Origin of the sequence: Caldimonas manganoxidans ATCC BAA-369 (assembly GCF_000381125.1) — a bacterium.
Classification (GTDB): domain Bacteria; phylum Pseudomonadota; class Gammaproteobacteria; order Burkholderiales; family Burkholderiaceae_C; genus Caldimonas; species Caldimonas manganoxidans.
This window is the reverse complement of record NZ_KB905947.1, coordinates 1-14,976: the sequence shown is the minus strand read 5'-3', so window position 1 is coordinate 14,976 and position 14,976 is coordinate 1. Positions and strand designations below refer to the sequence as shown.

Below are 14,976 nucleotides of genomic sequence, written 5' to 3'. Positions count from 1 at the left end.
CCGCGTCGTTCCCCGACGGCAAGCCACAGGCTTGTCCCCGCTCCAAAGCCTTGATCGAACAAGACAAAATAGCGTTTTCCACAAAAAAACCGGCCCCCTACTACGGCTACCACCTCAAGAGGTTCACATGATTGTGTTGAAAGCACCCCAGGACCAAGTGCTCAGCGCTTTGCAGGCCGTGGCCGGCATCGTGGAGCGTCGCCACACCCTGCCCATCCTGGCCAATGTGCTGATTCGCAAGACCGGGGCGCTGGTCGAGTTCACCACCAGTGACCTGGAAATCCAGGTGCGCACCACGGCCGAACTGCAAGGCGATGCGGGCGACTTCAGCACCTCGGTGGGGGCGCGCAAGTTGATCGACATCCTGCGCTCCTTGCCGGCCGAGCAAGTGGTGTCGCTGTCAGCCCAACAGAACAAGCTCACCTTGACCGGCGGTAAGAGCCGCTTCACGCTGCAAACGCTGCCGGCCGAAGACTTTCCGCTGGTGCAAGAAGCCGCCGATTTCGGCCCCAGCTTCAGCGTGCCGCAGAAAACACTCAAAACCCTGATCGGGCGGGTGCACTTCGCCATGGCGGTGCACGACATCCGCTACTACCTCAATGGCATCCTGTTCGTGGCCGAAGGCCGGCAGCTCACGCTCGTGGCCACCGACGGTCACCGCCTGGCCCTGGCCCAGGCCACGCTGGAGGTGGAGATGCCGCGTCAGGAAGTCATCCTGCCGCGCAAGACCGTGCTGGAATTGCAACGCCTGCTCAAAGACGAAGACACGCCCATCGAGATGCGCTTTGCCGGCAACCAGGCCAAGTTCCTTTTCTCGGGCATGGAATTCGTCACCAAGCTGGTCGAAGGCAAGTTCCCCGACTACAACCGCGTCATTCCCAAAAACCACAAGAACAGCGTCGTGCTGGGTCGCGCCGCGCTGCTGGCCAGCCTGCAACGAGCAGCCATCCTCACCAGCGAGAAGTTCAAGGGCGTGCGCCTGAACATCGAGCCGGGCCTGCTGCGCATTGCCGCAAGCAATGCCGAGCAGGAAGAAGCCAAGGAGGACATCGAAATCGACTACGGTGGCGACACCATCGAAATCGGCTTCAATGTGACTTACCTGGTCGATGTCCTGGCCAACATGAGCCAAGACATGGTCAGAGTCGATCTGCAGGACGCCAACTCCAGCGCGTTGATCACCATCCCTGACGACGACGACTTCAAGTACGTCGTGATGCCCATGAGGATCTGAGGCCCGATCGGCCCATCCCTCGTTGGACCCTTATCTCCCAATGCCCGCCATGAGCGGGCATGCATGTTTGAAAAGAGTTTCCTCATGTCTGACCCGACCTCGAGCCAAAAACCTTCCTCCACGCCTGTGGACGCAGGCGGCTATGGCGAAAACAGCATCCAGATCCTCGAAGGCCTGGAGGCCGTGCGCAAACGCCCTGGCATGTACATTGGCGACACCTCCGATGGCACGGGCTTGCACCACCTGGTGTTCGAAGTGGTGGACAACTCCATCGACGAAGCCTTGGCAGGGCATTGCGATGACATCGTCGTCACCATCCACACCGACAACTCGATCTCCGTGATCGACAATGGCCGCGGCATTCCCACTGGCGTGAAGATGGACGACAAGCACGAGCCCAAGCGCTCGGCTGCCGAGATTGCCTTGACCGAGCTACATGCCGGTGGCAAGTTCAACCAGAACAGCTACAAGGTTTCGGGGGGGCTGCATGGTGTGGGTGTCTCCTGCGTGAACGCCTTGTCCAAATGGCTGCGCCTGACGGTACGGCGCGACGGCAAGGTGCACTTCATGGAGTTTCGCAAGGGCGTGCCCCAAGACCGCCTGATCGAGATGCGCGACGGTGTGGCCGTCAGTCCCATGAAGATCATTGGCGAGACCGACAAGCGCGGCACCGAAGTGCACTTTCTGCCCGATGACGAGATCTTTCAGCAGAACAACGATTTCCACTACGACATTCTGGCCAAGCGATTGCGCGAGCTGTCCTTCCTGAACAACGGCGTGAAGATCCGTCTGGTCGACGAACGCCACAACAAGGAGGACAACTTTGCGTTTTCTGGCGGGGTCAAGGGCTTCGTCGACTTCATCAATCAGGGCAAGAAGGTCTTGCACCCCAATGTCTTCCATGCCGTGGGGGAGAAGCTCAGCGAGCAAGGCACCACCATCGGTGTCGAAGTGGCCATGCAGTGGAACGATGGCTACAGCGAAAACGTCCTGTGCTTCACCAACAACATCCCGCAGCGTGATGGCGGTACCCACCTCACCGGCTTGCGTGCGGCAATGACGCGGGTGATCAACAAGTACATCGAAGACAACGAACTGGCCAAGAAGGCCAAAGTCGAAATCACCGGCGACGACATGCGCGAAGGCCTGGCCTGCGTGATCAGTGTCAAAGTGCCCGAGCCGAAGTTTTCCAGCCAAACCAAAGACAAGCTGGTCTCCAGCGAAGTGCGTGGGCCGGTGGAAGAAATCGTCTCCAGCAAACTCACCGATTGGTTGCTGGAGAACCCCACCGATGCCAAGATCATCTGCGGCAAGATCGTCGAGGCCGCTCGCGCCCGCGAAGCCGCGCGCAAGGCGCGTGAAATGACCCGCCGCAAGGGTGTGCTCGATGGACTCGGTCTGCCGGGCAAGCTGGCCGACTGCCAGGAAAAAGACCCCGCGCTCAGCGAGATCTACATCGTCGAGGGGGATTCGGCCGGCGGCAGCGCCAAGCAAGGGCGCGATCGAAAGTTCCAGGCCATCTTGCCGCTGCGCGGCAAGATCCTGAACGTGGAGAAGGCGCGCTACGAAAAGCTGTTGTCCAGCAACGAAATCATCACCTTGATCACCGCCTTGGGCACCGGGATCGGCAAAGACGATTTCAATCCCGACAAGCTGCGCTATCACCGCATCATCATCATGACCGACGCGGACGTGGACGGGGCCCATATCCGCACCCTGTTGCTGACCTTCTTCTACCGCCAGATGCCCGAGCTGGTCGAGCGTGGCCACATCTACATCGCCCAGCCGCCGCTGTACAAAGTCAAGTCGGGCAAGGAAGAGCAGTACCTCAAGGATGCCCACGAGCTCGACGCCTACTTGCTGCGCGTGGCGCTGAAGGATGCCCGATTGGAAACGGGCATCGATGGCACGGTGCTCGAAGGCGAGGCGCTCGAAGCCTTGGCGCGTCAGTACGTGCTGGCCAACAACGTGATCCACCGTCTGGCCAATTGGATGGATGTGGAAGCCTTGCGCGCGCTGGCCGATGGCTTGGAGCTGCAACTGGACACGGCCGAGCAGGCGCATGCCTCGGCAGCGGCACTGAAGGCCGCATTGCACGATGCCGAGGTCGAGGCCGTGTACGACGAACGCACCGACAAGCAGATGTTGCGCATCAGCCGGCGACACCATGGCAATCTCAAGACCACGGTCATCAGTGCCGACTTCGTGCATGGCGCCGACTACGAAGCGTTGAGCACTGCCGGCCGCATGTTCAAAGGCTTGGTGGGCCCCAATGCCATCGTGCGCAAGGGCGAAGGCGACAAGCAGAAAGAAGCCCAGGTCAGCGACTTCCGCCAGGCCATGGCTTGGCTGATGCAGCAGGCTGAAAACAGCGTCACACGCCAGCGCTACAAGGGCCTGGGCGAGATGAACCCCGAACAGCTCTGGGAAACCACGATGGATCCCAAGGTGCGCCGCTTGTTGCGCGTGCAGATCGAAGACGCGATCGAAGCCGACCGAGTGTTCACGATGCTGATGGGCGACGAGGTGGAGCCGCGGCGCGAGTTCATCGAGAGCAATGCGCTGCGGGCGGCCAACATCGACGTGTGAGACGGCGGCAAGGCCCTAAGCCCGAGTTCGCCCGGGCCTTGCGGCGCGGCCGATGCCCCGGCCGCGTGCCGCGCGCAGGGACCCCAGATGCGCGGTCACCACCGCGGCGGCCAAGGTGACGGCCCAGGAGTAATAGATCCACAGCAGGAACACCGGGAACACGGCAAAGCTGCCGTACAAGGTGCGGTACGTGGGAAGCGCCAGCACGTAGGTCGCGAAAGCCTGTTTGCCGGCTTCGAGCCCGGCGGCACCGAGCAAGCCGCCCAGCAGCGCCTCGTGCCAGCGCACCGGGGCATGGGGCACCAGGTAGAACAGCAAGAACAGCATCGCCAGGTTGAGCGCAGCCGGACCCAAGGTCCATAACACCTCGACCGCCGGCGGCCACGGGCTCATCAGGCCTTGAGACAGGGCCAAGGCCCGCGAGGTGGCCCACAGACTCCACCCCAGCACCAGCGGGCCGGCGGCCAGCAGGGGCAGGTACAGCGCCAGGCGCTTGCGCCAGGGGCGGCCTTGGCGCACCTGCCAGATCCGGTTCAGCGCGGTCTCCACCGTGAACATCATGGCCAGCGCGGCCACCAGCAGCAAGGCCGCGCCGCTCCAGCTCAGCCCATGGGCATTGTCGGCAAAGCGGCCGAGGTATCTCAGCACGGGCTGCGCAAGGTCCGCTGGCAGCAGATGCGGCAGCCACAGCCCTTCGAGCGTACGCCGAAACGGACGCAAGGCAGGCACCAGCGTGAACAGCGCAAATCCCACGGCCAGCAGTGGCACCAGCGACAGCAAGGTGGTGAAACTCAGGCTGGCGGCCGCCTGGGCGAGCTGGGCGTCCTGCAGCCGCTCGAACAGTCTGGAGCGTGGCAAACGCATGGCATTCCTCGGGAAGTCTTCGTCGGGCGCGCGGCGGATTGTCCGAGAATCGAAGCCCGGTGAAAGTCCGGACGCTCCGATGCCTGCAGCCCAATTCAAGGTTTCGGGCACAATCCAAGGGTGGCCGCCCGAAGGCAGCCATGGTGATGTCGGGAGAGCCTGCCTGTGCACATGCCCAGGCGGCGCCGAAGGAGCAACCGCCCCGGAAACTCTCAGGCCCCAGGACCGGCATCGCCCACCGACTCTGAAGAGCTGCCGGCCGTTCGCGTCGCCGGCCAGCACCGAAGGAGCAAGCGGGAGCCTCGCGCGCCTCCGTGAATCTCTCAGGTCCGCAACAGAGGGGGCGTCCAGGCTGCGGCACGTGGCCTGGGCTTCCCGCCTCGACGCGTGGCTTTGCCTGAGAGGAGCTCTCATGCCTTCGATTGCCATCATCGGCGCCGGCATCACCGGCGTCACCACCGCCTATGCCCTGGCCCGCCGCGGCTTGTCCGTGACCTTGGTCGAGCGCCATCGCTATGCCGCGATGGAAACCTCTTATGCCAACGGCGGGCAGTTGTCTGCCTCCAATGCCGAAGTGTGGAACCATGCCTCCACGGTGTGGAAAGGCCTGAAATGGATGCTGAAGGCCGACGCGCCCTTGCTGGTGCATCCGCGGCCGAGCTGGCACCAGCTGAGCTGGTTTGTGCAATTCATGGCCAGCATCGCGCATTACCGTCGTCACACGATCGAGACGGTGCGCCTGGCGATTGCCGCACGGGAGCCTCTGTATGCCTGGGCCGATGAAGAGGGCATCGAATTCGATCACCGACGCGAGGGCATTCTGCACATCTATCGTGATCGGGCGGGCTTCGAGCATGCGCGGCGGGTTTCGGCCTTGCTGGCCGCCGGCGGTCTGCAGCGCCGCGCAGTCACGCCCGAGGAAATCCGCGCCATCGTCCCGACCCTGGCCGGCCGATACTTTGGCGGTTGGTATACCGACAGCGACACCACCGGCGACATCCACAAGTTCACCCACGGCCTGGCCGAAGCCGCGCAGCGCCGCGGCGTGCGCGGCCTGTACGGATGGGAGGTGCGGCGGCTGCAAGCCCGCGACGATGGCGTGCACATGAGGCTGGCCGGTCCCGAGGGCGAGCAGACGCTGCGCTTCGATGGCGTGGTGGTGTGTGCCGGCGTGGCCAGCCGGGCCCTGGCCGCGCAGCTGGGCGACCGGGTCAATGTCTATCCGGTGAAGGGCTATTCGATCACCGTCAACCTGCTCGACGAGGCCAGCCAGGCCGCTGCGCCCACGGTCAGCCTGCTCGACGACGAGACCAAGATCGTGACCAGCCGATTGGGCACGGACCGCTTGCGCGTGGCTGGCACGGCCGAGTTCGACGGTGAGAACCGCGACATCCGCGCCGATCGCATCCGACCGTTGGTGGACTGGGTGCAGCGCTGTTTTCCGGGGGTGTCCACTCGCAGCGTGGTGCCCTGGGCCGGACTGCGACCGATGATGCCCGACATGATGCCCCGCGTGGGCCGCGGCCGGCATCCGCGCGTGTTCTACAACACCGGCCATGGCCACCTGGGATGGACGCTGTCGGCCGCCACGGCGCAGTGCGTGGCCGACCTGGTTCGACGAGCATGGCCCGATCCCGTCGCCGTGCCGGTGCCGGCGCGGCGCTGCGGGCCTGTCACGTCCTTGTCGTAAGCCTTGGGCACACTGCGCCGCGATGGCGTGGGGGCGCAGGCATCACCACACGCATCACATGGCTGGAGGCAAAGCATGTCGGGTGGGCCGACACATGGCATCCTGCGCAAGACGGCTCGGGGACGCGCCGTCTTGCAGGGCACATCGTTTCCCGGGACTTGGGCGCAACGGCAGTTGTTGGTCATGCTCGACGGCCGCCGAAGCCTGGCGGCCCTGGCGCCGATCATCGAGAGCCTGGGGCTCAAAGAGGACCAGGTGCGCGACTTGGTCGCCCTGGGGCTGGCCGAATGGGTGGTCGCACCTCCGCCCGTGCCGAAAAAACCCGGCGCTCCTCGGCCACGACCGCGCTCCTTGCACCTGGCCAAGATCTATGCGCTGGAATTGGCCATACTGATGGCGCCCGATCACGAGCCCAGCCTGCGCGATGCGGTGCGCACGGTGCATGACGAGCCCTCGCTGTGGTCCTGGATGCAGCTGGCCCGGGCGTGCGTCGCTCGCCAAGCGGGCGAGGCGCGCGCCGCCCTCTTTTGGTCTCAGGTGCAAGCCCAGTTGCCCGAGGGGCTGCGTGCGCCGGACGGCTGCGGCACGCAAGACGCCCGGCCTCCGTCCGGTGCCGAGCAGGTTTCTCAGACGTTCATCACGGCCACGGAACGCACGTTGAGGTAGGCTTCCAACGCCTCGGGGCCGCCCTCGGAGCCATAGCCCGAGTCCTTGATCCCGCCGAAGGGCATTTCCGCCGAGGGCATGGCCGGCATGTTGATCCACAGCATGCCGACCTCGATGCGGCGCGCGAGCAAGTCCGCGTTCTTCAGCGAGCGCGTGAAGGCATAGGCGGCCAGGCCATAGGGCAGGCGGTTGGCCTCGGCAATGGCTTCGTCCAGCGTCTTGAACGAGCGGATCGCCGCCACCGGCCCGAAGGGCTCGTCGTTGAAGACGCGCGCATCGACAGGCACATCGGCCAGGATGGTGGGCTGCCAGAAATTGCCGCTGTGGCCGATGCGCTCGCCCCCGGCCAGCACGGTGGCTCCCTTGCGCACGGCGTCTTGCGTGAGCTCGGCCATGGCGGCCAGGCGTCGCGGGTTGGCCAGCGGGCCCATCTGCGTGCCTTCGGCCAGGCCGTCGCCCACCTTGAGACTTTGCGCATGTTGCGCCAGCGCCTGCGCAAAGTCGTCGCGCAGGCGCTCATGCACCAAAAAGCGCGTGGGCGAGATGCACACTTGGCCAGCATTGCGGAACTTGGCTGCCGCACTGACGCGCACGGCCAGTTCCAGGTCGGCGTCTTCGCAGACGATCACCGGCGCATGTCCGCCCAACTCCATGGTCACGCGCTTCATGTGCTGACCGGCCAGGGCGGCCAGTTGCTTGCCCACCGGCGTCGAGCCGGTGAAAGTGATCTTGCGGATGATCGGGTGCGGGATCAAATGGCTCGAAATCTCGGCCGGCTGGCCATAGACCAGGCCCAAGACCCCTGGCGGCAGGCCGGCGTCGGCGAAGGCGCGGATGTAGGCGGCCGGGCCGGCGGGAGTTTCCTCGGCGGCTTTCACCAGCATCGAGCAGCCGGCAGCCAACGCCGGGCCGACTTTGCGCACGACCTGGTTGATCGGGAAATTCCACGGCGTGAAGGCCGCCACCGGGCCCACCGGGTCCTTGAGCACCATTTGGCGCAGCTCCGGCTTGCCGCGCGAGGGCACGAGGCGGCCATAGACCCGCAAGCCCTCGTCGGCGAACCATTCGGTGAGATCGGCCGCGGCCAAGGTCTCGGCCTTGGCTTCGGCCAGAGGCTTGCCTTGCTCTTGGGTGATCAACGGGGCGATCTCGTTGGCGCGCTCGCGGATCAGCGCGGCGGCGCGGCGCATGATCTTCGCCCGCTCGGCCGGCGCCATGTCGCGCCAGACCTCGAAGCCGGCCTGGGCGGCCTGCAGGGCGCGGTCCAGATCGGCCACCGAGGCATGGGCCACGCGGCCGATTTCCTGGCCCGTGGCCGGGTTGTAGACCGGCAGCGTGCGGCCGTCGGCCGCATCGCACCACTGGCCGGCGATGAAGAGTTGGGTGTGCGGGTAGGTCATGGCAGGTCTTGGGATCGGATGGGACAGGTGAGGCGCGACGAATGCAAGGCATCGGCTCAGGGCCGACTGTAACCCCGAAGGCCCCTTGCGACCACGACCGTGACTTTCCACCGAGGCTGGGGGCGCAAGTCGTGTCGTTGCTCGGCACGATGCGGCTGGCTGCGCCACAATGTGAGCCCGCGCTTCGTTTCGGCGATGAGCTCACCGGCCATACCCCTCAAGACCGCCCTCGGCCACGAGGAGTTGCGTCATCGTGTGCATCGGCTCAGCCAACGCCACCGCACGGTGTTGTGGCTGGTCGATGGGACGCGGTCTTTGGCCGAGGTGCTGAGCATGGCACAGAAGGCCGGGGCCAGCCCGCAGCATTTCGACGACTTGCTGCGGCTGGGTCTGGTGGAGCTGTCCAGCCCGCCGGCGGCGGCACCAGCGCCGGAGGCGCCCGAGCCCGAGGGCATGCCGCAAGCGGTGAGTGTGCCCGCACCGGCACCCGCATCTGCGCCAGCGCCACAGACACAGGGCGGGTCTGCAGCTGCACCGGCAGCGCCGCCATGTCCCCAAGGCCCTTTGGCCCGTGCCCTGGCCGAGACGGCCGGTTTCATGTCCGAGGCTCCACCGTCGCTTCCACCGTCGCTCCCACCGGCGCCAAAGGCTTTGGCGCCAGCGCGTGGTCGTGGGCCGGTCGGGGCGCTGCGGTCATCGCGCCGGGGGGCTGCGCCGCTTCTCCCCCCGGTCCGGCTGGATGCGCCGCTCGAGCTGCCGGTGCTCACCGAGATCGAAAAGGCGCCCGAGGGGGGGCCCACGCCGTCGGAGATGGCCTTGCACGAGCAGGTGCGGGCCTTGCTGCGCACCGTGATCCAACGCGAGCCGCCGCCTTTCACCTCGCGTGTGCCGGCGCGCCTGGAGCGCTGCGAGACCCTGGGTGAGTTGGGGGACTTGGTGTTCGACATCGAGCGCTATTTGCTGCGCTCACGTCGCCAGCGCAAGCTGCACGAGGTGATGCCGCTGCTGCGCGAAGCCCGCGAGCTGCTGGGCTTGGGCAACACACGGGTGGTGGGTGCCGGCGGGGAGGATCTGGGGTGAGTCACGCATCGTGAGATCACGATGCTTTGGCTGCATGCTGCGGCCGTGCCGCTGCAGGCAGTCCAGGCGGCTTGATTGCCAGGCCACCTCATGCTTAGGTCGATTGCGAGACCCCTTATCAGGGGAGCATGCCAAGCTCCGGCTAAGTTGAGTCCTTGCTTCCTTGGCAAGCGACCGGCGAGGGCGAATTGCTGGATCGAGGGACAATCGATCCCCAGTGCCGAATGGTATTCCAGGCAGCTGCCAGACACGACAGCGCAAAGACCCATAGCAATCCAGCACGCAGCAAGAGATCCTCAGCCTGAGGATTGCCGACGAAGACGACCTGCATGCCGTCGAGTGCCCAGCCCATGGGAGACCATTCCGAGACCGTTTGCAGAATTGGGGGCATCAACATGCGCGGCACCATTACGCCGGCAATGGCGCCGAGCAGCACGTTGAGGCCGCCACCGAGTGCAGCGGCCTGATCAAAGCTGCGGCTGTAGGCCGCCACTAGCAAGGCCAGTCCCACAGCAGCCGCACTGGTGGACAGCACCATGAGTGCAAACCACCCGAGCTCGATGTCCAATTGCAGGGCCGGGCCGCCCAACAGCGGTACCAGCCAGCGTCCCACCAAGATCATGAACGACAGCTGTATCCAGTTCAGCAACATGAAGGCCGCCAGCTTACTGCCCAGCACGGTCCCCGGTGTTACACCAAAGCTGGCCAACCGCAAGAGCGTGCCTTCATTACGTTCCTGGATGAGCACGCCGGCCATAGGAATCACGACAAAGAACATTCCAAACACCAGCCAAGCAGGAACGCTTTGCTGGACGGCAGTCATGGCACGGCCCGACTCGATTTCATAAAGATAGCGGATTCGCGGACCATGATCCTGCCCCATCAGTTCGGGTGCGGAGGTACTGTCGAGCAGCATGCTGGCCAAGGGTCCCGCCTCAGCGGCGGCGATGCGCAAACGCACTTGCAGCATGGAAAAGCTCAGCTCGGTGCGTAGCCTAGCTGCTGCCGCGGGTTGTACTCTGTTTCCTAACCAAAGCTCGACTTGGTTGGCCTGAGGTCGTCCGTTCTTGTCCAGCCATGGTGACCGTACCACTACGGCAGCGTCAATGGTGCGCTCGCGCAAGGCTGTTTGCAAGGCTTCGCGGCTTGCGTAACGCTGCCCTCCATGGTGGTTGAGCCATTGCTGGCACCAGGCCTGCGCAGCAGGATGGGTGTCTTCGACGACCCAGCCGGTGACAGGGAGGTCGACATGCGTCACCAGGGTGTTTTTCAGCGTGAAAGACATCACCAAGATGAACATCGCAGGCATGAAGAAAAGCACCGCCAAGCCATGCGGATTGCGTGCCAGCAGCCGCCACTCCTTGAGGGCCAGGTTCACGATCTGATGGAGACGATGAGCGGCTCTGGTCATGAGGGGCGGGCTTCAGTCACGCAAGGACCGGTGGGTGTAGTGCATGAACAGGGCATCGAGATCAGCAAAAGAAGGACCGCCTGCGGGCCCCTGCAGTAGAGTGGAGAGCTCACCGTGAGCGATCACTTGGCCACGATCGAGTAACACGATGTTCGAGCACACTGCGCTGATCTCTTCCATGTAGTGGGAGGCGTAAAGCACAGCTGTGCCGCCTTGCACCAGCTCCCGAACACGCTCAAGCAGAAACGCGCGCGATTGGGGATCAACGCCGACCGTGGGCTCGTCCAGGAGCAGCACATCTGGCTGTTGTAGCAAAGCAATGGCAAGGTTCAGACGCCGCCGTACCCCTCCCGAGCAATGGCGTGCGCGACGTTTGGCAAACTCCTGCAGCTGGCAATTGGCCATGGCAGAAGCAATACGCCGCTGTCGATCATGAGCGTCGATGTCAAGCAGGCTGGCAAAGAGCTGAAGATTTTCCAGGCAGCTCAATTCGGGATAGAAGGCGTACTCTTGCGGGACCCAAGCGATGCAAGGCTGTTTGTCATCTGGATAGATGAGGTGTCCGCTTTTGGGGGTGCGCAAACCGATGAGCAAGTTGATAAGCGTGGACTTGCCAGAGCCGTTGGGCCCCAGCAGCCCCACGGCTATGCCACGATGCAGACGCAGATTGACTCCGCGCAGCGTATCATCCGGTTGCCCCGGGTAGCGATAGACCAGCTGCTCGGCGATCAGGACAGCAGAGCTGTTCATCGTCGCCAAGACCTCGAAGGCATGCGGCCGGGTAGCACGGGTGCTGGTCCTAGGCTGCGCCACAAAGACAGCGGAGCCATGCCGCGCCGCAACAGCCGACTGCCAACCATGATGACGATCTTGGCGATATCGACTACAGGCCGAAAATGGCTTGGCCGAGCGTTGGGGGGATATCGCCCGGCGATGGCCACGGACAAGGTCTGGTGGCCTTGCTGAGCGGCCTCAATCAAGATTTCGCTCTCGAAGGTAAAGCGAGAGCTGTGAACTCGGGGGCTCAAAGCAATGCGCATGACCTCACGCGGATAGACACGATAGCCCGATTGCGAGTCCGCGATCGGATGACCGGCGGCCCAGGAGATCCAGAAGCTCGCAAAGCGGTTGGCGTGGTAACGGGCGGACGGGAACTGCGAGCGGTCGTGCAGCCGCGACCCAATGACGATGCGCTCAGGGGCTTGCTCCCAGGCGGCCAACAGCACCGGGGCATCTTCGGGGTCATGTTGTCCGTCGCCGTCGAAGGCGATCAAGCAGCGTGCTCCGCGATCCAGTGCATAGGCAAAAGCAGTGCGCAGACTGGCCGCCTTCCCACGGTTGATCTCATGACGCAACAGGCACACGGGCAGACCCTTCATGGCAGCGGCTGTGCCGTCCGACGAGCCGTCATCGACCACGATCACACGTGGACATTGCCGCAGCGCTCCTTCGGCCAAAGCGCGGATGGTTCGTTCTTCGTTGTATGCCGGGATGGCAATCCAGACGTCCGTCCAATCCATGGATTGCATCAATACATCCCGCCATTGACACCGATGATCTGACCGGTGATGTAGCTTGCGGCATCAGACGCCAGGAAGGCGACCAGGGCAGCCACCTCCTCAGGCCGACCTGCGCGTCCGGCAGGCACGAGAGCTCGAATGCGATCGGGTGGAAACGCCGATTCGGTCATGGCCGTGTCAATGATGCCAGGTGCAACGGCATTGACCGTGATACCGCGCGAAGCGAGTTCCAATGCCAGCGACTTGGTCGCGCCGAGCAGCGCGGCCTTGGCCGCAGCATAGTTGGTTTGGCCGCGGTTACCTGCCTGCGCTGCGACCGAGCTGATGTTGACGATGCGGCCCCAGCGTGTGCGCATCATCGGCAACAGCAAAGGTTGAGTCACTCGATAAAAGCCGTGCAGATTGGTATCGATCACCGAGTGCCAGGTATGTGCATCCATGCCAGCCATGGGTGCATCGCGATGCACGCCAGCGTTGTTCACGAGAACCTGTACCGGCCCCGTGGCCAGGATTGCTTCGATGGCGCGTGCCACCGCTTGGGCGTCGTCGAGGTCGAAAGTCACGACGTGGGCGTGGCCACCCGAGGCCCTGATTTCTTCGACCAGAGTTTGGGCGCGGTCCTGACCACGATGGGTATGAACCAAGACCTGCAGCCCCTGTGCGGCCAGGGCGCGACAAATGGCGGCGCCGATGCCGCCGCTGCCACCAGTGACCAAGGCACGACGGCTCACGACCGTCCCCCACGATCGAAGGCGACGATCAGTTTGCCGCGACAGATGGTTTGATGGTTAGCGCTCACCTCGAAGCCATAGAGGCATCCAGACACATCGCGGCTGAGCATTTCGGCTTGCACCCGCAGGGCGCCCGCATCGCCGGGGATATCGGGGCGCAGCAGATCGACTTGGGCCAGTTTGGCAAGGACGCCAGCGCGAGGCTGCGCATGTCCTTCGAGCAATGCGCCGTGCACGGCCGTGGCTTGTGCAGCGTACTCCGGAGCGATCACACTGGCCACTCGGCCATCGCGTGCCAGAGGATGATCGGCGCTTGGAGCGCTTGCTTGGCACACGATGCGCGTCCTGTCCCAATGCAATACTTCTTCCAATAGACACATCGTGCCTCCATGAGGCACGCGGCGTTCGATGTCGGTGCGATCGAGCTTCATGAGGCTGAAGCAAGGGTAAGCAAAAGGTGCAGCCCCCCCAGCGGCAGGGTGAGGGTAGCACCTGCAGGTGCGGCCAACAGCCCCAGTGCGGCCAACCCCCGCGCGGCACTGTGATGGGCCCAGGCTTGGGGTAGCCAAGCAGGGCGCCACTGAGGAGCTGGCACACCCTCGGCCGACGTGAGAACCACTTCACCATGGCCAATCACAGGCCCGTGCTCAGGTTTGTTGGCCACGCTGAGCACCCAGGAGGTACAGAGAGATTCTTTGAGGGGCAACAGTTCGTCCAAGGGAGGCGTGATTGCAGCGTCGTAACCTACTAGCAGCACTGGCTGGCCGAAGGCTTGGGCTTCTGTCAGGGCGCACAGCAGTCCGCTGGCAAAACTGTCCTCTCCCAAGCTCACCACGGTGGCCGGCTGGTGGTTGCGATGGGCGATGGAAAAGTAGCCTGCAGAGGCATTCAGCACCGAATTCGGAAAGACAAGCGGCGACACTTGCCCCACCGTGGTCAAAGATTCGAGCATTTGCTGACAGACTTCTCCGGTGCCCTCGTCGGTGGCGAAGACACAGCGCAGTGTGCTGGCATCGAAGCCGGTGCCGGACAAGGCTTGTTCCACGCAGGCCAAAACCAGCCGCACGCAGCGACTGGCACGGCGACGTTCATTGGCAGGCAAAGCTGAAGGCATGGGCAGGCAGAACGCCTCGTTGTCCCACGTCAACGGCGTTCCGTTGCGAGCGGCTTCGAGCAACGCATCGAGCGACATCGCGCCAGGAGCCAAAACCCCGGCGGCATGGAGGAAGAATCTCAGGCGGCTCACGTCAGTTGCTGCGGCAAAAGATTAGCGAGCAGTTGCTGCCGCCAAATCCAAAATTATTGCTCATTGCATATTGCAGTTTCGCTTCGCGTGGAGTGACGATCAGATCGAGCGGCAAATCGGCATCGGGGTGTTCGAGGTTGGTGGTTGCAGGCAAGATTTGATGTCGCAGTGCTTCGGCGGTAATCAGCGCTTCGACGATCCCGCAAGCCCCCAAGGTGTGTCCAGTGATGCCTTTGGTGGACGACACCGACACTCCTTGATCTCCGAACACAGACGCCAGAGCGGCTGCTTCCGCGCGATCGTTGGCTGGCGTGGCCGTTCCGTGTGCGTTGACATAGCCGATGTCCGCGGGGGACAGACCGGCGGCGTCCAAAGCAGCCCGCATGGCCAGGGCGGCCCCTAAGGAAACGCTGATCAAGTCCTGCGCCTGGCAGTAGTCCGTCTTGTCGCCCTGGTGATGGGCGGCGATGATTACGGTCATGAAGCAGATGACCTTGGCAGCGGCGGCCGATGCGTCCGCGGGATTCGAGCGTTTTCGCAAGCCC

Annotated in this window: 13 protein-coding genes, 1 pseudogene and 2 riboswitches; of the genes and pseudogenes, 5 read left to right on the top strand and 9 right to left on the bottom strand. The window is 64.0% G+C overall.

All coding sequences use genetic code 11. The annotated features are described in order from the left end of the window. Window positions 1-127: 127 nt before the first annotated feature. The gene (dnaN, locus tag F615_RS0110990) at window positions 128-1,234 is read left to right on the top strand and encodes a DNA polymerase III subunit beta (RefSeq protein WP_019561237.1); all 1,107 of its coding nucleotides are present in this window, start codon (window positions 128-130) and stop codon (window positions 1,232-1,234) included. A gap of 84 nt (window positions 1,235-1,318) precedes the next feature. Beyond that, the gene (gene gyrB / locus F615_RS0110985; protein ID WP_033371349.1) at window positions 1,319-3,823 is read left to right on the top strand and encodes a DNA topoisomerase (ATP-hydrolyzing) subunit B; all 2,505 of its coding nucleotides are present in this window, start codon (window positions 1,319-1,321) and stop codon (window positions 3,821-3,823) included. Window positions 3,824-3,838: 15 nt separating this feature from the next. On the opposite strand, the gene F615_RS18335 is transcribed toward gyrB, so the two are convergent. Then, window positions 3,839-4,687 carry a YihY family inner membrane protein gene (locus tag F615_RS18335; protein WP_019561235.1) on the bottom strand — a complete coding sequence of 283 codons (849 nt, stop codon included), beginning with the start codon at window positions 4,685-4,687 and terminating at the stop codon, window positions 3,839-3,841. A 140-nt stretch (window positions 4,688-4,827) separates the two neighbouring features. Next, window positions 4,828-4,925, top strand: a riboswitch (glycine riboswitch). Next, a riboswitch (glycine riboswitch) is annotated at window positions 4,926-5,035 on the top strand. 64 nt (window positions 5,036-5,099) lie between these two features. Here F615_RS18335 and F615_RS0110975 point away from each other — a divergent pair. After that, window positions 5,100-6,377, top strand: a complete 1,278-nt coding sequence (locus F615_RS0110975; protein WP_019561234.1) for a D-amino acid dehydrogenase — start codon at window positions 5,100-5,102, stop codon at window positions 6,375-6,377. Window positions 6,378-6,452: 75 nt separating this feature from the next. Beyond that, window positions 6,453-7,043, top strand: coding sequence for a hypothetical protein (locus F615_RS0110970; protein ID WP_019561233.1), 591 nt, complete (start codon window positions 6,453-6,455; stop codon window positions 7,041-7,043). Here the strand turns inward: F615_RS0110970 and F615_RS0110965 are convergent. After that, window positions 7,004-8,443, bottom strand: coding sequence for an NAD-dependent succinate-semialdehyde dehydrogenase (locus F615_RS0110965; RefSeq protein ID WP_019561232.1), 1,440 nt, complete (start codon window positions 8,441-8,443; stop codon window positions 7,004-7,006). The two genes, F615_RS0110970 and F615_RS0110965, sit on opposite strands and share 40 nt — an antisense overlap. Window positions 8,444-8,638: 195 nt before the next feature. Here F615_RS0110965 and F615_RS19925 point away from each other — a divergent pair, with 195 nt between their 5' ends. Beyond that, the gene (locus F615_RS19925) at window positions 8,639-9,523 is read left to right on the top strand and encodes a hypothetical protein (RefSeq protein WP_026330242.1); all 885 of its coding nucleotides are present in this window, start codon (window positions 8,639-8,641) and stop codon (window positions 9,521-9,523) included. Window positions 9,524-9,665: 142 nt separating this feature from the next. Here the strand turns inward: F615_RS19925 and F615_RS19430 are convergent, their stop codons facing one another. The 7 genes and pseudogenes from F615_RS19430 to F615_RS18305 form a co-directional block, all read right to left on the bottom strand. After that, window positions 9,666-10,901 carry an ABC transporter permease gene (locus F615_RS19430; RefSeq protein ID WP_169452429.1) on the bottom strand — a complete coding sequence of 412 codons (1,236 nt, stop codon included), beginning with the start codon at window positions 10,899-10,901 and terminating at the stop codon, window positions 9,666-9,668. Between the two features lie 45 nt (window positions 10,902-10,946). Next, on the bottom strand, window positions 10,947-11,684 hold the full coding sequence (locus F615_RS18325; protein WP_019561230.1) for an ABC transporter ATP-binding protein: 738 nt from the start codon (window positions 11,682-11,684) through the stop codon (window positions 10,947-10,949). Beyond that, a complete protein-coding gene (locus F615_RS18320) occupies window positions 11,681-12,454 on the bottom strand; it encodes a glycosyltransferase family 2 protein (protein ID WP_051090238.1) in 774 nt (257 codons plus the stop codon). Before F615_RS18320 ends, F615_RS18325 begins: the two co-directional genes overlap by 4 nt. Before the next feature lie 8 nt (window positions 12,455-12,462). Continuing rightward, window positions 12,463-13,185, bottom strand: coding sequence for a 3-oxoacyl-ACP reductase FabG (gene fabG / locus F615_RS0110940; RefSeq protein WP_019561228.1), 723 nt, complete (start codon window positions 13,183-13,185; stop codon window positions 12,463-12,465). Beyond that, window positions 13,182-13,616, bottom strand: a complete 435-nt coding sequence (locus F615_RS18315; RefSeq protein ID WP_019561227.1) for a hotdog family protein — start codon at window positions 13,614-13,616, stop codon at window positions 13,182-13,184. Before F615_RS18315 ends, fabG begins: the two co-directional genes overlap by 4 nt. Then, window positions 13,613-14,431, bottom strand: coding sequence for a beta-ketoacyl synthase chain length factor (locus tag F615_RS19425; RefSeq protein ID WP_156824615.1), 819 nt, complete (start codon window positions 14,429-14,431; stop codon window positions 13,613-13,615). The genes F615_RS18315 and F615_RS19425 overlap by 4 nt, the downstream gene beginning before the upstream one ends. Window position 14,432: 1 nt before the next feature. Then, window positions 14,433-14,976 (bottom strand): annotated as a pseudogene (locus tag F615_RS18305) (hypothetical protein); the annotation flags it as partial.

Excerpts from the sequence above, each read along its gene's own strand:
- dnaN (WP_019561237.1), top strand. The coding sequence starts at position 128 with ATGATTGTGTTGAAAGCACCCCAGGACCAAGTGCTCAGCGCTTTGCAG.
- gyrB (WP_033371349.1), top strand. The coding sequence starts at position 1,319 with ATGTCTGACCCGACCTCGAGCCAAAAACCTTCCTCCACGCCTGTGGAC.
- F615_RS18335 (WP_019561235.1), bottom strand. The coding sequence starts at position 4,687 with ATGCGTTTGCCACGCTCCAGACTGTTCGAGCGGCTGCAGGACGCCCAG.
- F615_RS0110975 (WP_019561234.1), top strand. The coding sequence starts at position 5,100 with ATGCCTTCGATTGCCATCATCGGCGCCGGCATCACCGGCGTCACCACC.
- F615_RS0110970 (WP_019561233.1), top strand. The coding sequence starts at position 6,453 with ATGTCGGGTGGGCCGACACATGGCATCCTGCGCAAGACGGCTCGGGGA.
- F615_RS0110965 (WP_019561232.1), bottom strand. The coding sequence starts at position 8,443 with ATGACCTACCCGCACACCCAACTCTTCATCGCCGGCCAGTGGTGCGAT.
- F615_RS19925 (WP_026330242.1), top strand. The coding sequence starts at position 8,639 with ATGAGCTCACCGGCCATACCCCTCAAGACCGCCCTCGGCCACGAGGAG.
- F615_RS18325 (WP_019561230.1), bottom strand. The coding sequence starts at position 11,684 with ATGAACAGCTCTGCTGTCCTGATCGCCGAGCAGCTGGTCTATCGCTAC.
- F615_RS18320 (WP_051090238.1), bottom strand. The coding sequence starts at position 12,454 with ATGGATTGGACGGACGTCTGGATTGCCATCCCGGCATACAACGAAGAA.
- F615_RS18315 (WP_019561227.1), bottom strand. The coding sequence starts at position 13,616 with ATGAAGCTCGATCGCACCGACATCGAACGCCGCGTGCCTCATGGAGGC.